Below are 21,111 nucleotides of genomic sequence, written 5' to 3'. Positions count from 1 at the left end.
GCTTCTGTGTCAATCGACATGAATCACTATCGGCGAATTAGGTAAATAACTGCGCCATGCCGTTCGCCATATCTTTCATGGACAAAGGCTTTTTCAAAATGATATCGGCCACTGCCTCATACTTTTTCTTTGCGGCGGTTTCGCTCAAGTAACCGGTCATTAAAACGATGGGCAGCGAGGGACGCACACTACGCATTGCGCCTATCAAGACCGAGCCTGACATTCCTGGCATGCGTTCATCCGTCAGCACCGCATCAAATTCGCCAGGTGCAGCAGTAAATGCATCCAGCGCAGATTGACTGGACGTAAATGGTACTGGCACATAGCCCAGGTTCAACAATGTCTGAGTTGCCAATCGCACCAAGGGTTCTTCGTCATCGACCACCAAAATGCGCTGTCGATTACCAAGTGGCAATGCCGGTGCAGTCAGTACATCATCGATAGCGGCCTCACCTACGCTAGGTAAATACACGGTAAAGAAACTACCCTTGCCTACTGTGCTCATCACATCGATGGCGCCGCCTACATCGGTCACGATGCCATGCACCAGTGACAGGCCAAGGCCGGTGCCGACGCCAACCTCTTTGGTTGTAAAGAAAGGATCGAAAATACGATCCAGCACATCGGGCTCTATACCGCTACCGCTATCGGCAATCTCAAGAACAAGATACGAGCCTTCCTGCAACATGCCGGTGGTCGCAATGCGTGCGCTTTGACGATGTCGCACACTCAGCGAAATCCAGATCAAGCCACCTTTCTCCATCGCATGCACGGCATTCGTCACCAGATTCATCACCAGCTGATGCACCTGCGTCGCGTCACCCATCATGGCGGTACGTCCAGCGGTCAGACACAGATTGATTTCGATGTTATCCGGCAAAGTCGGCGTCAACAAATCTATGGTCTCTTGCACCACGGCTTCTACATGAACCGGCAAGCGTTCGCTAAACCCGCTGCGACTGAATGTCAGTATGCGATCGACCAAGGTGCGACCACGCTCACCTGCGCTCATGATGCTTTCCAGATCGCGCCGCTGGCGACTGCCTTCATTCGTATCGCTCAAGGCCATCTCGCCGTATCCGAGAATGACGCCTAGAATATTATTGAAATCATGTGCGATGCCACCAGCCAAAGTACCCATCGCTTGCAGACGTCGTGCTTGCTGCAAAGCGGCTTCCGTGCGCTTCTGCATATCGATATCACTGATGGAGCCGGCCAGACGGGTGGCGAGGCCATTGATGTCGCGCTCACACATGCCACGGATACGTATCCAATGGAAATGTCCATCGCTGCCCTGCACCCTGCATTCATGATCAATGCTTGCAGCTATGCCTGATAAATAGTTGGTCAGCAACACCTCGTGTTCCGCTTCGTCGGCTGGATGCATGGTCATCATTGCGCACCATTCCAGCCTTGGTCTGACATTAATATCAGAATGCAAGCCGTAGATATGTTGTGCACGCTCAGACATAAACAGCGCATCGCTGGATATATCCCAATCCCAGATGCCGTCTGCCGATGCGGCGACCGCAAGTTTGAAACGTTCTTGCGATGCAAGCAGGGCGGCCTCGGTTAATTTACGCTCGGTAATATCGGTAGAAATGCCGCTGACCCGATAAGCGACATCGGCTTGATCGCGTATGAAAACGGCGCGCTCATGTATCCAGCGTATCGAACCATCAGCGCGTAATAAACGAAACTCCACATCGTAAAGCGCGTCTGTTTTTCCGTTCTTTCCCTGTGCAAAAATTTCAACTACGCGAGCTACATCTTCGGGATGTATCACTTTGGTCCACAAACGCGCATCGCGATACAGATCTGCGGCTGTATGTCCCCACAATTTTTCGAAACTGGGACTGACATAAAGCACCCGCTCCGGCACCAAATCAGTAATCCAGATGACATCGGGCGTGGACTCCGCCATCAAGCGAAAGCGCTCTTCACTTTCCTTCAATGCCGCATCACCATGCTGCCGCTCTATCGCCAGTGCGGCGACATGCGTGAAGTGATCAATGATTGTTTGTTGATAGGAAGTAGGTACGCCTACTTCTTTTGAATGCAGGCTAAAAGTCCCCAGCACATTCCCGGCAGATGAAAAAATAGGCGTCGATACACAAGCGCGCAAACCATGCGGAACCAGAAATTCGCCGTATGCCGCCCACCGTGGATCATTGGCAATATCGGTGATCACAACTGGCGTTCGATAGTACGCGGCCAAACCGCAGGGACCTTCTTGCGAGTTCAATTCTTCTCTGGCCAAAGCATCGGTAAAACTCTGCGGTATACCCGGCCCGGCGATCTGTTCCAGCCGATGATTTTCCAATGAAATCAACCACACTGATGAGACCGAGCCGACTGCCATCTCATCCACCATTTCGCACATTGCATTCAAGGTATGACGCAAGGGATTGCTCTTGGCAATCAGCTCCAGCAAGCGTTTTTCCCTGTCCAGCAATGCTTCGGCACGTTGGTGATCTTCGATATCCGTGGTCTGGCCATACCATTTGATCAGCTTGTCGTCTTCGTCATACATTGGAATCGCGCGAAACATAAACCAACGGTAACTGCCATCGTAACGACGCAGACGTGCTTTCGCTTCACCGGCAGAACCAGTCTCCAGCAACTGCTTCCATATCACCATCAGTCTAGGCGCATCATCCGGATGCAAGGCCGCCTGCCAGCCCCAACCGCAAGCATCGGCGAGTCGCATACCGGTATATTCCAACCAGCGCAAATTAAGGAAATCGATATAACCGTTAGGCTGTGAACTCCAGACCAAACCCGGTATGTGATCTACCGCCAATCGGAATTGAATGTTTTGCGCCTGAATTTCTTGCAGTGCATTTGCGACGGCATGTTGTGATCGCTGACGTCCGGTGACATCTGTCATTGTGCCTATGTATTCGGCACCTTCGGCATTCCTCGCATTGCCTGTGACTGCGCGTGCAATCACTTGCACATGGCGCACCGTACCGTCAGCCATCAAAAAGCGTTGTTCAAAATCAAGCACAGTGTTATCGCGTAAAGCCTGATCCACAGACTGCGATACAGACATCCGATCATCCGGATGCACGCGCTGCCACAACTCGGTCAACGACGATACGCTGGCAACGGGAAAATCAAAAAGTGTCCACGCCTCTTCCGATAGAGACACCAATCCACTCGCGGTTTGCCATCGAAAAGCGGCGCTAAGATTCATATATGTGGATCTATATTTCTAGGAAGCGGGATACAAAACAGTAGACGTGAAGCTGGTACGGTGAGATTCATTTTGCAAATACGTTCGCGAGATACCTTTGCATGGATACATGCACGTCGCTCACTTTGCACCTCAGCGTATTGCGCTGGCGTCTGAGGTGAATACATAACCCGAGCCACGTTCAGTGCGGATAAAACGTTCATTTGAACGCAAGCCCTCTATCTTTTTGCGCAAGCGGCCAACCTGTACATCAATTGCTCTATCGTAGACTTCGTCATTGTGCAAACGCGATAACTCAAGCAATTTTTCTCTGGAAAGCACACGTTGCGGCGCTGCCAGAAATGCAGTCAGCAGATTGAATTCAGTATTCGTGAGCGCAACATTCTGTCCCTCCGGATCGACCAGACGACGCAACCTGACATTCAATTCCCAACCGGAAAATCGGTATGCACGTATGCGCGACAAACTATCGGCAACCGTTTCTTGCGCACGGGCACGCCGCAACAAGGCACGTATGCGCGCCAGCAATTCACGCGGTGAGAATGGTTTCGTCAAATAATCATCAGCGCCCAACTCCAAACCCATCACGCGATCTGCTTCTTCCTTGCGTCCGGTAAGCATGATGATGGGCAGGTCGGACTCGTCACGCAATCTGCGCGTAATTTGCATGCCATCTTCGCCCGGCAACTTCAAATCAACAATCAGCAGATCTACAGTTTCCTTTGCCATGACATCCAGCATCTCACGACTATCTGCGAGCGCTGTGACCTTGTAGTCATAGTCACCCAGATAATCACAAATCAACTGCCGGATCATCGGATCGTCATCAATCGCCAATACGTGTGCTTTTTCAGATGTTGGCGTTTGAATTTTCATGGATTTCTCTTCGACTTCTTGGTGGTATGACTTAGAGATCAAAAGATACACTGCGGTGCAGCAAAACGGAAGTACATGTCATTTGTCACAATTCAATTTCTCCCTCCCTTATGGAAACAGCACGAGGCTTCACTGAGCTTGAGGACACAGCCCGGTGACAAATGCTCCAGCACGGTGCGCTTTTATCTCTGTCATTTGTTGCAATAGATAAATAAAACATGGCGAACGACACAAGAATGAGCTGCGCTGATATCTGCCCGTCATTTCAAAAGACTAAGGTCGATCAGCCACATTGGCTTACTTTTCGATCGCTTACCGTCAGGAGAAACGCATGTCTGAAGATGCAACAAAAAAAATCAATGATGCTCGCCGTTCAGCATTGAAAGGCGGTGCCGGCGTGGCAGCCGCACTCAGCCTGCCCCTAACAGCGTTTGCTGCCGAAAGCAAAAAACCGCCTTCCAGCACGCATACAGGAAAACACAATATGAATACCTTTACCTCCAGAGACGGTACACAGCTTTACTTCAAGGATTGGGGTTCGGGTCAACCCATCGTGTTTTGCCACGGCTGGCCCTTGAGTTCCGATAGCTGGGAATCGCAAATGCTGCACGTCGCATCGAACGGCTTCCGCGCCATCGCTCATGATAGACGCGGGCATGGTCGCTCCACGCAGCCATGGAAAGGCAATGAGATGGATACCTACGCTGATGATCTGGCTTTGCTGCTGGACCTGCTGGATCTGAAAAATGTCATCCTCGTCGGTTTCTCTACCGGTGGTGGCGAAGTTGCACGCTATATCGGTCGTCACGGTACCAAACGCGTTGCCAAAGCAGCCTTGATCTCATCGGTTCCACCGTTGATGTTGAAAACCGCGAATAATCCAGGCGGCTTGCCTATCGAAGTATTCGATGGCATTCGTGCTGCATCGATCAAGGACCGCTCGCAACTTTACAGAGATCTTGCTAGCGGCCCGTTCTTTGGTTTTAACCGGCCCGGCGCTAAAGCTTCACAAGGCATGATCGATTCCTTCTGGGCGCAAGGTATGCAAGCTGGTCACATAAATACCTACGATTGCATCAAGGCATTTTCAGAAACCGACTTTACGGAAGATTTGAAAAAATTCAATGTTCCAACGCTGGTAGTACATGGCGACGATGATCAAGTCGTTCCTATCGGTGCCAGTGCACTCATGTCTTCCAAGCTGGTCAAGAATGCCAAGTTGATCGTCTATCCAGGCGCGCCGCACGGTTTGACAGACACGCACAAAGATAAATTGAATGCGGATTTACTGGCGTTTGCCAAAGGATAGATCCACCTTTATCAAAAGTCGGCCCGTGCATATAACGACGTGCAGAAATGGATATGCTCATCGGCGTAACGGTGTGTTCGACAGAAATATCGAACACGCCGTTACGTCGATAGATATCGAGATATATGGCTCGTAACTAGTGCACAGCTTTGAGCAAACATCCTCAACAGTACGCCCGCAATCGATGAATGATTTATTCACGATGCCATGACAAGCTATAAAGCGGCAGCACAACTTGTGCTCGTGCAGTCCGCAGCATTGAAACCTCACCGTAAAAAAGGCATAATGCAGCACCTTTACGGCATACCATCAGGTACATCTTGCGCAGTAGATGTTTACTGTTCATGCAGCCGCAAACTGTTTCTGCCCATAGCTCAGTTGGATAGAGCATCAGCCTTCTAAGCTGAGGGTCGCAGGTTCGATTCCTGCTGGGCAGACCACTCCCTACTCTTCCACTGTATTTCTCTCGCTCGTTCTTCTTGCAACTCATGCTGCATTGAACCGCAAATTTTTATTCTCTAATTTCGTTCACCATTGCATAGCCCTTGGCAAAACCCGCTGCCAACGCTTCTTCCGCAGAAATATAATCGGCATCATCGCCAGACTCTGCCGCCAGTTCACTTTCTGCGGTCGCATCAACACCAGGTTCGCAAATTCTGACCGTATAGTCCCATTGATGTTTCTCATCTTCCTTTTGCAAAGTCGTGACGTGAACCTCCATCCCTTTGTACAGTTCGGTACTCCAGTTTTGCTGTTTTTCCATGGCGTATCCCAGGTTGATCTTTACAAGCTGACTGACTGAATTATTTTATGAAGAAAAAATGCTGAGGACTAAGAGCGCCGATCATCTATTTCCGGATTCGGTGAAGGTACCGGATCTTTCTGCGGCACAGGATGTTCACCTGGCAAAGGCTCCTCAATCGGCTCAGGTGTCGGCGCTTTATGCGCCTGCATAGCCGATGCAAAATCGAACCGCGGCATAGACTTTGGATATTCGTGCAAATTAGCTACGGATATATTCATTTGGATTCACCTTGTCTATGTAGTCTTGAACAACAATACCACGACATGCGTTTGAATTCGGCATCCGCAATAGCCCCAGCACCCATCAAGAGTTACCTGAAAAACATTAGAAATAATTAAAACTGAAAAACGTGGCTCGTATGCATCAGAGCACGATGTTGGCCGAATGTTCCTGTATCGGAAGCACTGGAAATAACAGACAAAAATATGGACGAAAAAAAGACTAGCGATTAGGCTAGTCCTTTAAATTCTGGTCGGAGTACAAGGATTCGAACCTTGGACCCCCTGGTCCCAAACCAGGTGCGCTACCGGGCTGCGCTACACTCCGAAGAACGAAATAATACTGCAATATACGGCATCGGTCAACGACTAAAGTGCTTTCGATATCAACATTTTGCAAAAAATTAAGTGTTTAATTTTGCGGCGATCCGGCGCGCCATTTTATCGGCAGTTTCGCCATTCTTTGCTTCAACCATAACCCGTATCAAAGGTTCAGTGCCGGAGGCACGAATCAAGACGCGACCCTCTTCACCCAACTCAACTTCGACCTGTTCTTTTTCAGCCAGTAAAGCGGCATTTTTCTTCCAGTCAAAACCCGGTGTGACTTTTACATTGATCAAGGTTTGCGGAAACATCGCAATATCAGCAGTCAATTGCACCAACGTCTTGCCGCTGCGCTTCAATGCGGACAAGATTTGCAACGCAGAAATGATGCCGTCGCCAGTGGTGTGTTTATCGAGGAACAGCATGTGACCGGAACCTTCGCCGCCGATTAACCAGCCGCGCTCCTTCAATGCTTCCAGCACGTAACGATCACCGACATTGGCGCGGACAAATCCTATGCCCATTTTTTTGAACGCAACTTCCAGCGCCATATTCGTCATCAAGGTACCAACCGCGCCTGCTATAGGCGCTACGCTCATGCGATCCTTGACCATGATGTAAAGCAATTCATCGCCATTGAAAATCCGGCCGGATGCATCAACCACGATCAGGCGATCGGCATCACCATCCAGTGCAATCCCGATATCTGCCTTGTTAGCCTTTACTGCTTCAACCAAAGCTTCGGGTGCCGTCGCTCCGACCTTGTCATTGATGTTGAAGCCGCTAGGCTGATTGCCGATGGCAACGACTTCTGCACCAAGTTCATGGAATACATCCGGCGCAATATGGTAAGCGGCACCATGCGCGCAATCGACGACAATTTTCATGCCGCGCAAATCGAGCTCATTAGGAAATGTGCTCTTGCAGAATTCGATATAACGTCCGCGTGCATCATCCAGTCGCTTGGCACGACCAAGTTTTTCCGAGATTACGCAAGCCATCGGCTTATCCAATGCGGCTTCTATTTCCAATTCCACTGCATCGGGTAATTTGTTACCGGATGCAGAAAAGAACTTGATGCCGTTATCGTCGTAAGGATTATGCGAAGCCGAGATAACCACGCCTGCAGACAAACGCAGTGCGCGCGTCAGGTAGGCCACCGCAGGTGTAGGCATAGGACCTGCCAGCATGACGTCAACGCCGGCAGCGGAAAATCCTGCTTCCAAGGCTGCTTCCAGCATATAGCCGGAAATACGCGTGTCCTTGCCTATCAAGACAACCGGCCTGCTAACTGATGTTTTTGACGCTCCCGATTTGGCCAGCACAGTGCCGGCTGCATAGCCAAGTCGCATGACGAAATCAGGAGTAATCGGAGCTACACCAACTTTGCCGCGTACACCATCGGTGCCGAAATATTTTCTTGTCATTTTTTAGTTCTGATTTCTTATTTAATTTTTACTGATTGATTGCATGCCACACGGTCAGTGCATCCACTGTTTCTGCCACATCGTGCACACGCACAATACGCGCACCATGTGCCACTGAAGCCAGTGCCCCAGCCAGACTACCCGCCATACGGTGCTCGACCGGTTTATCGAGTATTGCACCTATCATAGTTTTGCGCGACAAACCCGCCAGCAAAGGCAAATCAAGAGTGCTTTGCAATTGCCCGATATTTTTCAGCAAGGCGATATTATGCGCAAGCGATTTCCCAAACCCAAATCCCGGGTCTATGCAGATACGATCGCGTGCAATGTGCATTTGTTCCATTGCATTGATACGTTCCCTCAAGAATGCACTGACATCGGCAACGACATCCTGATAATCAGGCTTCAACTGCATACTTTGTGGGTCTTTTTGCATATGCATCACGCAGAGTGCGCAATCCAGCTCCGCCACTGCCTCCAACGCACCGGGAGCGCGAAAGCCGTTGATGTCGTTGATCATATCGGCACCGGCAGCAATCGCTTCGCGCATCACTTCCGGCTTGTAGGTATCGATGGAGAGTGGCTTGCCGCAATCGCGCAAGGCGTACACCAATGGCATTACGCGTGCGAGTTCATCCAGCAATGAAACGGGCTGCGAGCCAGGTCGGGTTGATTCGCCACCAATATCGATGATGTCGACACCGGCAGCAATCATTTCCTCGGCATGCGAGATCGCGGAATCCAGCGCATGATATTTCCCTGCGTCTGAGAACGAGTCTGGCGTAATGTTCAAAATACCCATGACCAAGGGGCGCGCAGTGGCATCCACGCGAAGACGGTAACGACCACATTGCAAATGAGTCTGCATAATATTCACTGAAAAATAAAAAGGGTGAGGATTGCTCCTCACCCTACATTAATACATCGCTACTTCAAGAAATGCGTCGAACGCTTATTGCGCTGGTGCTGCAGGCGCATCCGGTGCAGTTGCAGTCGGTGGAACGCCACTAGAAGGAGTATCCGACGTTGCGCGTTTGACTGGAATACCGTACTTAGGTTGACGCGGCTCACGTCCTTCCATGATGTCGTTGATCTGGTCGGAGTCAATGGTTTCCCAATCCAGCAGGGTTTTTGCCATCAGCTCAACCTTGTCGCGATTGTCTTCAATCAACTTGCGCGACAACGCATATTGCGTGTCCAGAATCGTACGAATTTCAGTGTCAACCTTTTGTTGCGTCGCTTCAGAAACCGTTTTCGCTGACGAGCGGCCGAAGTATGCATCCTGCTCGGTATCTTCGTAGACCATGGTGCCCAGGCTTTCCGACATACCGTAACGCGTCACCATTGCACGCGCCAGTTTGGTTGCACGTTCAAAGTCATTCGATGCACCAGTCGACATTTGATGCATGAACACTTCTTCTGCAATACGTCCGCCGAACAGGATGGAAATTTCTTCCAGCATCTTGTCCTTGTACATATTGACGCGGTCATGTTCAGGCAGCTGCCAGGTCAAACCGAGTGCGAAGCCACGCGGCATGATCGTGACTTTATGTACAGGATCAGCTTTAGGCAGCAGCTTGGCGACCACCGCATGACCTGATTCATGGTAAGCGGTATTGCGACGTTCTTCTTCACGCATAACAGCCGACTTGCGTTCCGGACCCATGACGATCTTGTCTTTTGCATCCTCGAAATCCTGCATCTCGACCAGACGCTTGTTGCGACGAGCCGCAAACAAGGCTGCCTCATTGACCAAGTTAGCCAGGTCAGCACCTGAGAAACCCGGGGTACCGCGCGCCAGAATATCGGCCTTAACGTCAGTCGCGATAGGCACCTTGCGCATGTGTACCAGCAAGATCTGTTCGCGACCGCGAATGTCAGGTAAACCGACGATCACTTGACGATCGAAACGACCTGGGCGCAGCAATGCTTTATCCAGCACGTCAGCACGGTTGGTTGCGGCGATCACGATGACGCCAGCATTAGGCTCAAAGCCATCCATCTCGACCAGCATTTGATTCAAGGTTTGTTCGCGTTCATCATTACCGCCGCCCATGCCGGCGCCGCGATGACGACCGACTGCATCGATCTCATCGATAAAGATGATGCAAGGAGCGTGTTTCTTGGCGTTCTCGAACATGTCGCGTACGCGCGATGCGCCTACGCCGACGAACATTTCGACGAAATCCGAACCGGAGATTGTGAAGAACGGCACTTTGGCTTCGCCCGCAATCGCACGTGCCAGCAAAGTTTTACCAGTACCTGGAGGGCCGACCATCAACACGCCGCGTGGAATACGACCACCGAGTTTTTGAAAGCGAGTTGGATCGCGCAAAAACTCAACCAGTTCAGTCACTTCTTCTTTTGCTTCGTCGCAACCGGCGACATCGGCAAACGTCACTGTATTCGTCGTGTCATCCAGCATGCGCGCCTTGGATTTGCCGAACGAGAACGCCCCGCCCTTGCCACCGCCCTGCATCTGACGCATGAAGAATACCCAGACACCGATCAGCAACAACATCGGGAACCAGGAAATGAAAATTTGTGAAAGGAAGGATTGTTCTTCCGGCTGTTTGACGTCGAACTTCACGCCGTTATTCACCAAGTCGCCGATCAGACCACGATCGAGATAGGTAATAGCCGATTTGATTTTTTTACCGTCGGTCGTAGTCGCAACAATGGTGCGATCTTCAATCGTGGCTTCTTTGATGCGTTTGCTTTTTACTTCGTCCAGGAAATCCGAATAGGGAATCGCCGCTGCCGCACCCGCTGTAGTGCGTCCGTCGAACTGCTTGAAGACGGTGAAAAGGACCATCCCGATGACCACCCATATGGCGACCTTGGAAAACATATTATTCACTAAGACTCCTTGGACGCGTATAGCGCCTTTTTCTAAAATGTAGCTTCGATTCTACCCGCAAACATCAAGGCTTGCAGTATCTGATATCGGGTTAATACAAGCATAAACAAGAGGCAAATCTACATTTAAAGCGGATTTTTCAAACCTTTTCCAAGCAAAAAGATTTCAGACGATTTATCCCGGCTGGCTTTTGGCTTCTTTTGCGTCACTGTCTTGAATTCCAATCTGAATTTTTGGACAATTTCATTGAAACCAGTGCCGTTAAAACACTTTACCAGCAAGGAGCCACTAGGTTTCATGTGATGCTTGGAGAAATCTATGGCCAGATCAATAATATCCATCATGCGCGCAGCATCTGCCACGGCAATACCGGATAGATTGGGTGCCATATCCGATAACACAAGATCAACTTTCCGCCCTGCTACCAGCTGTTCCAGCTGCTCCAGTACTTCTTGCTCACGAAAATCGCCTTGAATGTAATTCACGTCGGCAATCGGCTCCATCGGTAGCATATCCAGCCCAATGATCGTGCCATTAATGCCCCCGCCTACACTGCCCGACAACTTGTTACGCACATATTGCGACCAACTGCCCGGCGTGCAACCCAGATCCACAATAATCTGCCCCGGCTTGATCAGTTTTTCGGCTTCGTCGATTTCTTGCAGCTTGTAGACCGCGCGCGCGCGATAGCCTTCTTTCTGTGCCAGCTTCACATATGGGTCGTTAATATGGTCGTGCAGCCAGTTTTTGTTTAATTTCTTCTTTGCCATTCGCGTAGAATACTAGTTTTAAATAATGTGGGACAAAGTTTGTCAGGTTCGCAATGCGTACCGGAGCAAAACTATCCCCGTCACCATTGCCATATATGTTGAAACTTACCCCGGCCGAGCGCAGCTCCTTACGCGCTGAAGCGCATGCTCTCAGCCCTGTCGTCATCATTAGTGAAGACGGTTTGAAACCCAGCGTTATCAAAGAAATCGATAACAGTCTCAATTCACACGGTCTGATCAAAGTCCGTGTATTTGGTGATGATCGCGAAGCACGCGTCACCATCTATGAAACGATTTGCGAACAACTGAACGCAGCACCGATTCAACAGATCGGTAAATTGCTGGTGATTTATCGTCCGAAGAAAGATGCACCGAAAGAACGTACTGAGACACGTGGCAAAGGCATGCGTGAAGTTACCATCGTCAAGCCTAGCCCTAGCGGTACCAAACGCCCTTCAGTGACAAAAGTGATGGTCAAAGGGAATGAACGTGTCACGCAAGGCGGTTCTATCAAACGCGCCAAACCGCGTCAAACCAGCCCAAAGAAATCGTCGCTCGGACGATAAAGGCTATCGTTAAGCTTCATTAGATTTCAACGAAGTTTAACGATCAGTGCAGCGCCAAGCAGGCTCTGCACAACATAAATCCCGGTAGAAACACCATGCAAGATGCCAAATTGTTTTTTGGCATCCGCGACTACCGCTACGTCCGTAATGCTGTGCAAAACAAGCCGCAACTCCGCCATATGCGGTTGCAAGCCAAAATAGCCAATCAGCGTACATCCGACCATTCCCACGATCAGGTAAAACAATCCCCTGGATGGTTTGTTTTGTTCGCTACGGCTTGCCTGAAACAACAGCGCAAGCAAAGCAGCTGCGCAAAAAATACTCAGCCACGCGACAATATTAAAAAGACTGCCGGCAATCGTACCGGCCAGCGCGCGATCGCTGAGCGTAGAGAACAAGGTCGGCGCTACGACAAACCCTACCGCCCACAAGGTTCCCACCCAAAAGGTCGCAATCAGCAATCGTGCACGTGACATGAACATTTTTAGATGTACCGCACTTCCAGGACTTCGTATTCACGAATACCGGCCGGCGCTTCCACTGCGACGACATCACCGACAGATTTACCAATCATCGCGCGTGCAATCGGCGATGTGATCGATACTTTCTTTTCCTTCAAGTCGGCCTCGTCGATACCCACGATTTGATAGGTTACTTTATCGCCTGAATCCAATTCTTCCAGTTCCACGGTAGCCGCAAAAACGATACGGCCATCGGCTTCCAGCGTAGTCGGATCAATGATCTGGGAAGTACCAAGCTTGCCTTCCAGATCGGCAATTCTTCCTTCAATAAAACTTTGTCTTTCCTTGGCGGCATCATAATCTGCATTTTCAGACAGATCGCCTTGCGCGCGCGCTTCCGCAATGGCATTGATAACCCATGGCCGATCTTTGGTTTTCAAGCGATGCAATTCCTCTTTCATGAGGCTGGCACCATAAGGTGTAATAGGTGTAGTCATGGCGTATATCTTTAAAAGTGGAAAACCACAGAGGCCGCAGATGGCACCGGAATCCGGCACCCTCTGCGACTTCTGTGGTTAAGTTTATTGGCTCTGAGCTTAGTGTAAAGTTTTATGCAGGCCTTGTAAATCGTAGACGTGTAACTCGTCCAGATGGGCCATGCCTTCCACTGCAGCTTCCGCGCCGGCAATCGTTGTATAGGTAGTCACACGCGCTTGCAATGCCGAAGTACGAATCGTGCGTGAATCAATGATTGCACTACGCTTCTCTTCAACCGTGTTGATCACCAGTGCAATCTCGTTGTTTTTGATCATGTCGACAATATGCGGGCGACCTTCTGCCACTTTGTTGACTGACTGCACTTCGATACCGGCTGCACTGATTGCCGCCGCAGTACCTTTGGTTGCCACAACCGAGAAACCGATTTCAACCAGATCTTTCGCCACTTGAACCGCGCGTGGTTTGTCACCGCCCTTGACGCTCAGAAACACCTTGCCAGAACGCGGCAACTTGATGCTGGCACCGAGTTGCGATTTGACAAAGGCTTCACCAAAGGTTTTGCCCACGCCCATCACTTCGCCGGTCGATTTCATCTCAGGTCCGAGGATCGTATCGACGCCCGGGAATTTAACGAATGGGAAGACCGCTTCCTTGACGCTGAAGTATGGCGGGATCACTTCGTTGAAGATGCCTTGACTATCCAGCGATTGACCAGCCATGCAACGTGCCGCGATTTTAGCGAGTTGCAAGCCTGTGGCTTTCGACACATACGGTACGGTACGCGAAGCGCGTGGATTCACTTCCAGCACAAACACGACATCCTGCAACTTGCCATCGATCTCTTGCTGCTGGATCGCGAACTGTACGTTCATCAAACCAACCACGTTCAAGCCTTTAGCCATCAACGATGTTTGGCGTTTCAGTTCGTCTATGGTTTCTTGCGACAGCGAATAAGGTGGCAACGAGCAAGCCGAATCGCCTGAGTGCACGCCTGCTTGTTCAATGTGTTCCATAACGCCGCCAATGAAGGTGCGTTCGCCATCGGACAAGCAATCGACGTCAACTTCGATCGCATCGTTCAGGAAGCGATCCAGCAGCACTGGCGAGTCGTGCGAGACCTTGACAGCTTCACGCATGTACCGCTCAAGATCGCGTTGTTCGTGCACGATTTCCATCGCACGTCCGCCAAGAACGTAGGACGGGCGTACCACCAGCGGATAACCGATTTCCTGCGCCAGGCGCAATGCATCTTCTTCAGTACGTGCTGTACGATTCGGCGGCTGGCGCAGCTTCAGTTCGTGCAACATCTTCTGGAAGCGTTCGCGATCTTCTGCTGCATCGATCATGTCCGGCGACGTACCGATGATAGGCACGCCGTTGGCTTCCAGATCGAGTGCCAGTTTCAAAGGAGTCTGGCCGCCGTATTGCACGATGACACCCAGAGGTTTTTCCAGCGCAACGATTTCCAGCACATCTTCCAAAGTCAGTGGCTCGAAGTACAAGCGGTCGGAGGTGTCGTAGTCTGTCGAAACGGTTTCCGGATTGCAGTTGACCATGATGGTTTCGTAACCATCTTCACGCATCGCGATCGCCGCATGGACACAGCAATAATCGAACTCGATGCCCTGGCCGATACGGTTAGGACCGCCGCCCAGAACCATGATTTTTTTCTTGTTGGTCGGTTGCGATTCGCACTCTTCTTCATACGTCGAATACATGTACGCAGTGTTGGTGGCGAATTCGCCAGCGCAAGTATCAACGCGCTTGTAGACCGGGCGTACGTTCATCTCGTGACGCTGTTCGCGCACTGCCTTGTCGGTGGTCTTCAGCAATTTAGCCAAACGACGATCGGCGAAGCCTTTTTGCTTCAGCTTGAACAAGGTCGTTTTATCAATGGCGCTGAGTGATTGCGTTTCCAACCACAGTTCGATATCAACGATTTCCTTGATTTGCGCGAGGAACCACGGATCGATGTGCGTCAAGCCATGCACTTCTTCCAGCGAGAAACCTTGAGCAAATGCGTCGCCCACGTACCAGATGCGCTCCGGTCCTGGCTCGCCGAGTTCTTCTTCAATTATTTCGCGGTCGGTGGTTTTTTCATTCATGCCATCGACGCCAACTTCGAGTCCGCGCAGCGCTTTTTGGAATGATTCCTGAAAAGTACGACCGATGGCCATCACTTCGCCCACCGATTTCATCTGAGTCGTCAAATGGCTATCAGCTTGCGGGAATTTTTCAAATGCAAAACGTGGAATCTTGGTAACAACGTAATCGATCGATGGCTCGAACGATGCAGGTGTTGCGCCGCCAGTGATTTCATTACGCAACTCGTCCAGCGTAAAGCCGACTGCCAATTTGGCAGCGATCTTCGCAATCGGGAAACCAGTTGCTTTCGATGCCAATGCGGATGAGCGCGATACGCGCGGATTCATCTCGATGACGATCATGCGGCCATCTTCCGGATTGATCGAGAACTGGACGTTGGAACCGCCGGTATCGACACCGATTTCACGCAGGACCGCGATCGATGCATTACGCATGATCTGGTATTCCTTGTCGGTCAGCGTTTGCGCTGGTGCCACTGTGATGGAGTCGCCGGTGTGGACGCCCATAGGGTCCAGATTTTCGATAGAGCAGACGATGATGCAATTGTCGGCCTTGTCGCGCACGACTTCCATCTCGAATTCTTTCCAGCCGATCAGCGATTCTTCGATCAGCAATTCGCTGGTTGGCGATGCTTCCAGGCCGCGCTTGCAGATCGCGTCAAATTCTTCCGCGTTGTATGCGATACCGCCACCACTGCCACCCATTGTGAACGAAGGACGGATAATGCATGGAAAACCCAGTTCTTTCTGCACGGCCCACGATTCTTCCAGTGTGTGCGACACCCCTGAACGCGCAGAACCCAGACCGATCTTGGTCATGGCATCTTTAAATTTCGAGCGATCTTCTGCCTTGTCGATTGCTTCCGGCGAAGCGCCAATCAATTCGCAACCGTATTTAGTCAGGATGCCGTTGTGATGCAAATCAAGCGCGCAGTTCAGCGCAGTTTGTCCACCCATCGTCGGCAAGATTGCGTCAGGACGTTCTTTGTCGATGATGCGTTCGACGGCTTGCCATGTGATTGGCTCGATGTAAGTCACATCAGCCATTTCAGGATCAGTCATGATGGTCGCAGGATTGCTGTTGACCAGAATGACTTTGTAGCCTTCTTCGCGCAGTGCCTTACATGCTTGCGCGCCGGAATAGTCGAACTCACATGCCTGGCCGATCACGATCGGGCCGGCACCAATAATCAGGATGCTTTTAATGTCGCTGCGTTTAGGCATTTTTATTTTTCTCCATCATCGCCACGAAGCGATCAAACAAGGGGGCGATGTCATGCGGGCCTGGCGATGCTTCGGGATGTCCCTGGAAGCAGAACGCCGGCTTGTCAGTACGCTCAAAACCTTGCAGCGAACCGTCAAACAAGGAAACGTGTGTGGTGCGGCAGTTAGCCGGCAAGGTCGCGCCATCGACAGCAAAGCCGTGATTTTGCGACGTGATCAGCACTTTTTTGCTGTCGAGATCCTGCACCGGATGATTCGCGCCGTGGTGGCCGAACTTCATCTTCAGTGTTTTAGCGCCGGATGCAAGCGCCATGATTTGGTGACCGAGGCAAATGCCAAACGTCGGGATACCGCGTTCGATCAACTCTTTGGTCGCAGCAATCGCGTAGTCGCATGGCTCAGGATCGCCAGGGCCATTCGACAGAAAAATGCCGTCCGGATTCAGCGCCAATGCGTCAGCGGCAGTTGCCTGCGCCGGTAACACCGTTACTTTGCAACCACGTTCTGCCAGCATGCGCAGGATATTGAATTTGACGCCGTAATCGAATGCGACGACATGATGTTTAGGCGCGGTTTGCTGGCCGTACCCTTTGCCAAGCTTCCATTCGGTTTCTGTCCATGGGTACGACGCTTTGGTCGATACCACTTTCGCCAGATCCAAGCCGGCCAAGCCACCAAAGGTTTTCGCCAAGGCCAGTGCTTTTTCAGCTGTAGCACCTTCGCCCGCCAGAATCGCGCCACTTTGCGCACCTTTTTCACGCAGGATACGCGTCAGCTTGCGCGTATCGATTCCTGCTATACCGACAATATTCTCGGACTTCAAATAAGCGGACAACGTCTGCGTCGAGCGGAAGTTGGAAACCAGGATAGGCAAATCCTTGATGATCAAACCCGCCGCATGAATTTTGGTCGATTCGACATCTTCGGCGTTGACGCCTGTGTTGCCGATATGCGGATAAGTGAGAGTAACGATCTGATTGCTGTAGCTAGGATCGGTGAGGATTTCCTGATAACCGGTCATCGATGTGTTGAACACGACTTCGCCGATCGTATGACCCGACGCGCCTATCGAAATACCTGTGAAAATCGACCCGTCTGCTAGCGCAAGGATGGCCGGAACTGTAGGGCCAGAAAAGAATGGCGGCAAGGGGTAACTCCTGATGAGGTTACCGCCGTTGCGCTGCGCCAGATTAACCGTCACAACCCGCGCAGCTTGCGCGCTTCTTGACCAAGACTATTCGCTTGATCAAAGGGTTGTACAGGTCGTATTTAGACGATGGGAAATGGGTATGCGCTACGGCGGAGTAAAATTAGCTAAACCGCCGAATTATAGTGCAAAACACCCTCGACTGGCAACCGAATCCGGCACTTGGAGGGTGTTTAGTTGAGATAATCGTGCTGCATCGCGAGATACACCACGATGTCAGTCTGTCAAAACGAGAGCAACAAGAAATCAGGCACCAATTGCAACCAAGCCAGCCTTGGCAATTTGCACATCTTCGGTCGATTTCACGCCGGAAACGCCAATCGCGCCCAAGCATTGGCCATTAATAACGATAGGCACGCCGCCCTCCAGCATCCCTTCCAGCGTTGGTGCGGTAATAAACGAAAACCGACCATTATTGATAATGTCCTCGTAAACCTTCGATTCGCGACGACCCAAGGCGGCTGTTTTTGCCTTGGCAGGCGCGATATGCGAGGAAATCGGCGCAGCACCATCCAGACGCTGCAACCACAGCAGGTGGCCACCATCATCGACGATCGCAATTGTCACGCACCATTTATTCAATGTTGCTTCTGTCTCCGCTGCCGCAGCGATTTTTTTCACATCGTCAAGCGTCAGGATTTGTTTTGATTGCATGCAAGTGGCTCCAATTAGACAAAAATGAATTGTAAGGCATGCAGCCTCATCTTGGGGCAAGAACAATGTTTATTATTTAACATCAGTTAACCTTTCTTTTTCCCAATAAGCGTATGATTAAATAACAAAAAAATAACTGACATTGAGAAACACTATTGGCGCTCATTCATTAGTCTAGGGCGACACAACAATGGCCAAGTGTCTTTTATTGAATTGCCCTAGAAAACATGGCAAAAATGCAACTTCACAAACAGACACAGGAAAATATCTTTCAAGCGTAAGGGGGAACTATGTTTTTCAAACGCTCAGTGCTCCAACATGTGCTGCCACCAATTGAAGCGCAAAAAGAACCCAAGTCCGCTACAACTGTCACGAAAAAATCTGCTCGGCAGGTAGACAACATACTCTTGCAATCGCCTTTGTATCAATTCAAACGCGATGTACTCAGCCTGGTTGCAAAGATGAATCAAGGCGTTGTGAATACAGATTGTGAGATGTTAAAAAAACAAACCATGTTTGTGCAATCACAGCTATTACATGCTTTGACGCATGATCCCTCGATGCCAGGCAGTTTTAAAATCCTGCTGATGGAATATCATGCAAAAAGCGTCAGAGCGACGCTCACAGACCGTCGGGGAGAACATTCCCGGGATGAGCATGATAAATAAATTTCCCTACTCTTCAGGACGAATAGGTGACTCTTGCTTGTAGCTGCAGAAATTTATCAGCCTCCAGACGTATCATTCTGCATCTGGAAAAAGCAACTCACTAAACTTTGTATTGCTTCAACAGCAAATCAACCAAGGGTTGCAGTTCAGTCGACAGTTTTCCGATATGCGCCAGCACTTGATCTTCTTTGCCTTCCTTGATCCAGCGCAACAATGTCGCCAGATCTATCGATAAATCGACTTCTCCGCTCTGAGCAGGATCAATTGTATTGATGTCCGCCTCAGACAGATGACCACCCTGCTTTAACAGTAATTCTTCTTGTGTACCGATCACGCCTGTAATTGCATTTTGCAAACCCAGCAAAGCGCGATCTTTGGCTTTTACCCGCATCTGCGCAAGGGACCCTTCGATTTCTGCAGCGTCATCAGCGTATTCGCTAATCGAGACAACGCCGCAACTGGCGATCAAAGCCATTTGCCCATCCTTGATCAAATTGGCATGCGCAATCGCACGGCAGACACGTTCAGCAAAATTACGCGCGGAGTCAAAATGAATGCTGCCGGTGGCGATCGTGAATTCAATTTCACCAGTGCGTGCGACACAATCTGTTTGTCGAACAGTGCGATGTAGAAGTTGACCAATCGCGTTGATCACTGTTGGCGGCGGCAAGGCTGGATAAGCATCCAACTCAACGTGTTTCAAACCAATACAAGCTGTCAACACTACAAAATTACGGTTCTGCCGCACGGCACTCGCGCGCATCCCTTCTGCCTGTTCTTGCCACACCTCTGGAGACAACAAGGCAACATGCTCATCTGTATCAACATGCTGCACCAGCGCTTCCAAGCCACGCTCAAATTCGTTTTGGGTACTAATCAGCTTCGAGAGAATATCCAGGCGTGACAATAATTGACCGGTACTCATGCCTTTGGTAATCAGGTCGGTAGCGCCGGCCGCCTTGGCGCGATCGCGCTCAGCCTGTTCGTCGCTGCCCGACACCACTACCACAGGCATATTGCGTATGCGGCCGATTTTGGATGATCGAATGCGTTTCAGGAGTCCGTAACCATCCAGCTTGGGCATCGTCAAATCAGAAATCACCACACGTATGCTGGGGTCGATCAATAACATCTCCCAAGCCTGCTCGCCATCGAGCGCCTCACGAAATTCGAACATGCCCTCGATACGCTTGATCAGGGTTGCCCGGACAATCCGAGAGTCGTCGGCAATCAAAATACGGGGTTTTAACGAGATATCGCGATGTGAATCTGTCGGCATGCAATCAACCTTTTTAATGTTGGTAACAGCATAACGCCAGCGAATAAATTTTGACAGCACTTCCAGATTGACTTACATTCCTTCAGTCCTATTGAATGAATTTCACTTGATGACAGTTTTTCAACGATCCTCTCGCACTCACAAACTGGCGCGCTCAGCTGTATTCGCGCTCAGCTTGATGGCGACTTCGGCTGTCTGGAGTGCAGATACTCCACCGCCAGAAGCCGGCAAGCCGATCAGCAAACTGCAGGACTTGACCAATCGCGCATCAGAACTTGCGCTCCAGGCGATGGGTATGCTGGGCATACGTTACAAGTACGGCGGTACCACGCCGGAAAACGGTCTCGATTGCAGTGGCTTGGTTCAACACATATTCAAAGAAGCATGGGGCAAGGAATTGCCACGCACCTCAGTCGAAATCAGCAAAGTCGGCCAACACATCGAAAAAAATGATTTGCAGCCCGGCGATCTGGTGTTCTACAACACATTGAAACGCGGCTTCTCTCATGTTGGTATTTATTTGGGCGATAGAAAATTCATTCATTCTCCTTCAGCCGGCGGCGAAGTCAGAATTGAAAGCATGGATGTCGGTTACTGGAAAAAACGCTTCAACGGCGGTCGACGCATCAGCGATCCAGAAATAAAGTAAATTCCTTTCACC

At 50.5% G+C, this 21,111-nt stretch carries 18 protein-coding genes and 2 tRNA genes; 5 read left to right on the top strand and 15 right to left on the bottom strand.

Annotated features, from left to right (window positions below):
* Positions 1-37: 37 nt before the first annotated feature.
* Together Hfont_RS09400 and Hfont_RS09395 are read right to left on the bottom strand one after the other, a co-directional pair.
* Positions 38-3,199, bottom strand: coding sequence for a PAS domain-containing protein (locus Hfont_RS09400; protein ID WP_112992115.1), 3,162 nt, complete (start codon positions 3,197-3,199; stop codon positions 38-40).
* A 132-nt stretch (positions 3,200-3,331) separates the two neighbouring features.
* Positions 3,332-4,075: a response regulator gene (locus tag Hfont_RS09395; protein ID WP_112992114.1), complete on the bottom strand. Its 744-nt coding sequence runs from the start codon at positions 4,073-4,075 to the stop codon at positions 3,332-3,334.
* A gap of 331 nt (positions 4,076-4,406) precedes the next feature.
* Here Hfont_RS09395 and Hfont_RS09390 point away from each other — a divergent pair, with 331 nt between their 5' ends.
* A complete protein-coding gene (locus Hfont_RS09390; RefSeq protein ID WP_206604469.1) occupies positions 4,407-5,384 on the top strand; it encodes an alpha/beta fold hydrolase in 978 nt (325 codons plus the stop codon).
* Between the two features lie 363 nt (positions 5,385-5,747).
* Positions 5,748-5,824, top strand: a tRNA-Arg gene (locus Hfont_RS09385).
* Positions 5,825-5,895: 71 nt separating this feature from the next.
* Here the strand turns inward: Hfont_RS09385 and Hfont_RS09380 are convergent.
* The 7 genes from Hfont_RS09380 to Hfont_RS09355 form a co-directional block, all read right to left on the bottom strand.
* Entirely contained in the window at positions 5,896-6,147 is a 252-nt protein-coding gene (locus tag Hfont_RS09380; protein ID WP_112992113.1) for a hypothetical protein, read from the bottom strand.
* A gap of 68 nt (positions 6,148-6,215) precedes the next feature.
* Positions 6,216-6,407 (bottom strand): hypothetical protein, encoded by a 192-nt coding sequence (locus Hfont_RS14985; protein ID WP_133467288.1) that lies wholly within the window; start codon positions 6,405-6,407, stop codon positions 6,216-6,218.
* Between the two features lie 251 nt (positions 6,408-6,658).
* Positions 6,659-6,735, bottom strand: a tRNA-Pro gene (locus tag Hfont_RS09375).
* A 76-nt stretch (positions 6,736-6,811) separates the two neighbouring features.
* Positions 6,812-8,158 carry a phosphoglucosamine mutase gene (gene glmM, locus Hfont_RS09370; protein WP_112992112.1) on the bottom strand — a complete coding sequence of 449 codons (1,347 nt, stop codon included), beginning with the start codon at positions 8,156-8,158 and terminating at the stop codon, positions 6,812-6,814.
* Between the two features lie 28 nt (positions 8,159-8,186).
* Positions 8,187-9,026, bottom strand: coding sequence for a dihydropteroate synthase (folP, locus tag Hfont_RS09365; protein WP_112992111.1), 840 nt, complete (start codon positions 9,024-9,026; stop codon positions 8,187-8,189).
* Positions 9,027-9,110: 84 nt separating this feature from the next.
* Complete coding sequence (gene ftsH, locus Hfont_RS09360) at positions 9,111-11,018, bottom strand: ATP-dependent zinc metalloprotease FtsH (protein WP_112992110.1); 1,908 nt, start codon at positions 11,016-11,018, stop codon at positions 9,111-9,113.
* A gap of 125 nt (positions 11,019-11,143) precedes the next feature.
* A complete protein-coding gene (locus tag Hfont_RS09355) occupies positions 11,144-11,788 on the bottom strand; it encodes an RlmE family RNA methyltransferase (protein ID WP_112992109.1) in 645 nt (214 codons plus the stop codon).
* A gap of 95 nt (positions 11,789-11,883) precedes the next feature.
* Here Hfont_RS09355 and Hfont_RS09350 point away from each other — a divergent pair, with 95 nt between their 5' ends.
* Positions 11,884-12,354: a YhbY family RNA-binding protein gene (locus Hfont_RS09350; RefSeq protein ID WP_112992108.1), complete on the top strand. Its 471-nt coding sequence runs from the start codon at positions 11,884-11,886 to the stop codon at positions 12,352-12,354.
* Positions 12,355-12,380: 26 nt separating this feature from the next.
* On the opposite strand, the gene Hfont_RS09345 is transcribed toward Hfont_RS09350, so the two are convergent.
* The 5 genes from Hfont_RS09345 to Hfont_RS09325 all read right to left on the bottom strand — a co-directional run bounded on the left by Hfont_RS09345 (position 12,381) and on the right by Hfont_RS09325 (position 18,503).
* Positions 12,381-12,836 (bottom strand): DUF4149 domain-containing protein, encoded by a 456-nt coding sequence (locus Hfont_RS09345; protein ID WP_112992107.1) that lies wholly within the window; start codon positions 12,834-12,836, stop codon positions 12,381-12,383.
* Positions 12,837-12,838: 2 nt separating this feature from the next.
* A complete protein-coding gene (gene greA, locus Hfont_RS09340; RefSeq protein ID WP_112992106.1) occupies positions 12,839-13,312 on the bottom strand; it encodes a transcription elongation factor GreA in 474 nt (157 codons plus the stop codon).
* Between the two features lie 99 nt (positions 13,313-13,411).
* Positions 13,412-16,642, bottom strand: coding sequence for a carbamoyl-phosphate synthase large subunit (gene carB / locus Hfont_RS09335; protein ID WP_112992105.1), 3,231 nt, complete (start codon positions 16,640-16,642; stop codon positions 13,412-13,414).
* The gene (gene carA / locus Hfont_RS09330) at positions 16,635-17,789 is read right to left on the bottom strand and encodes a glutamine-hydrolyzing carbamoyl-phosphate synthase small subunit (protein WP_112992440.1); all 1,155 of its coding nucleotides are present in this window, start codon (positions 17,787-17,789) and stop codon (positions 16,635-16,637) included. Before carA ends, carB begins: the two co-directional genes overlap by 8 nt.
* A 306-nt stretch (positions 17,790-18,095) precedes the next feature.
* Entirely contained in the window at positions 18,096-18,503 is a 408-nt protein-coding gene (locus Hfont_RS09325; protein WP_112992104.1) for a GlcG/HbpS family heme-binding protein, read from the bottom strand.
* 290 nt (positions 18,504-18,793) lie between these two features.
* Here Hfont_RS09325 and Hfont_RS09320 point away from each other — a divergent pair, with 290 nt between their 5' ends.
* Positions 18,794-19,171 (top strand): hypothetical protein, encoded by a 378-nt coding sequence (locus tag Hfont_RS09320; RefSeq protein WP_112992103.1) that lies wholly within the window; start codon positions 18,794-18,796, stop codon positions 19,169-19,171.
* Positions 19,172-19,271: 100 nt separating this feature from the next.
* Here the strand turns inward: Hfont_RS09320 and Hfont_RS09315 are convergent, their stop codons facing one another.
* The gene (locus Hfont_RS09315; RefSeq protein ID WP_112992439.1) at positions 19,272-20,450 is read right to left on the bottom strand and encodes a response regulator; all 1,179 of its coding nucleotides are present in this window, start codon (positions 20,448-20,450) and stop codon (positions 19,272-19,274) included.
* A gap of 109 nt (positions 20,451-20,559) precedes the next feature.
* Here Hfont_RS09315 and Hfont_RS09310 point away from each other — a divergent pair, with 109 nt between their 5' ends.
* Positions 20,560-21,099: a C40 family peptidase gene (locus tag Hfont_RS09310; protein WP_112992102.1), complete on the top strand. Its 540-nt coding sequence runs from the start codon at positions 20,560-20,562 to the stop codon at positions 21,097-21,099.
* The last annotated feature ends 12 nt before the right edge of the window (positions 21,100-21,111 follow it).

The sequence above is a fragment of the Herminiimonas fonticola genome, from assembly GCF_003293745.1.
In the GTDB taxonomy this organism is placed as follows: Bacteria; Pseudomonadota; Gammaproteobacteria; order Burkholderiales; family Burkholderiaceae_D; genus Oxalicibacterium; species Oxalicibacterium fonticola.
Note: the sequence above shows the minus strand (reverse complement) of the source record. Positions and strands in the feature narration are given on the sequence as shown.

Bases quoted from the DNA above. Each gene is read 5' to 3' on its own strand.
- Hfont_RS09400 (WP_112992115.1), bottom strand. From the start codon at position 3,199: ATGAATCTTAGCGCCGCTTTTCGATGGCAAACCGCGAGTGGATTGGTG.
- Hfont_RS09395 (WP_112992114.1), bottom strand. From the start codon at position 4,075: ATGAAAATTCAAACGCCAACATCTGAAAAAGCACACGTATTGGCGATT.
- Hfont_RS09390 (WP_206604469.1), top strand. From the start codon at position 4,407: ATGTCTGAAGATGCAACAAAAAAAATCAATGATGCTCGCCGTTCAGCA.
- Hfont_RS09380 (WP_112992113.1), bottom strand. From the start codon at position 6,147: ATGGAAAAACAGCAAAACTGGAGTACCGAACTGTACAAAGGGATGGAG.
- Hfont_RS14985 (WP_133467288.1), bottom strand. From the start codon at position 6,407: ATGAATATATCCGTAGCTAATTTGCACGAATATCCAAAGTCTATGCCG.
- glmM (WP_112992112.1), bottom strand. From the start codon at position 8,158: ATGACAAGAAAATATTTCGGCACCGATGGTGTACGCGGCAAAGTTGGT.
- folP (WP_112992111.1), bottom strand. From the start codon at position 9,026: ATGCAGACTCATTTGCAATGTGGTCGTTACCGTCTTCGCGTGGATGCC.
- Hfont_RS09355 (WP_112992109.1), bottom strand. From the start codon at position 11,788: ATGGCAAAGAAGAAATTAAACAAAAACTGGCTGCACGACCATATTAAC.
- Hfont_RS09350 (WP_112992108.1), top strand. From the start codon at position 11,884: ATGTTGAAACTTACCCCGGCCGAGCGCAGCTCCTTACGCGCTGAAGCG.
- Hfont_RS09345 (WP_112992107.1), bottom strand. From the start codon at position 12,836: ATGTTCATGTCACGTGCACGATTGCTGATTGCGACCTTTTGGGTGGGA.
- greA (WP_112992106.1), bottom strand. From the start codon at position 13,312: ATGACTACACCTATTACACCTTATGGTGCCAGCCTCATGAAAGAGGAA.
- carB (WP_112992105.1), bottom strand. From the start codon at position 16,642: ATGCCTAAACGCAGCGACATTAAAAGCATCCTGATTATTGGTGCCGGC.
- Hfont_RS09325 (WP_112992104.1), bottom strand. From the start codon at position 18,503: ATGCAATCAAAACAAATCCTGACGCTTGACGATGTGAAAAAAATCGCT.
- Hfont_RS09320 (WP_112992103.1), top strand. From the start codon at position 18,794: ATGTTTTTCAAACGCTCAGTGCTCCAACATGTGCTGCCACCAATTGAA.
- Hfont_RS09315 (WP_112992439.1), bottom strand. From the start codon at position 20,450: ATGCCGACAGATTCACATCGCGATATCTCGTTAAAACCCCGTATTTTG.
- Hfont_RS09310 (WP_112992102.1), top strand. From the start codon at position 20,560: ATGACAGTTTTTCAACGATCCTCTCGCACTCACAAACTGGCGCGCTCA.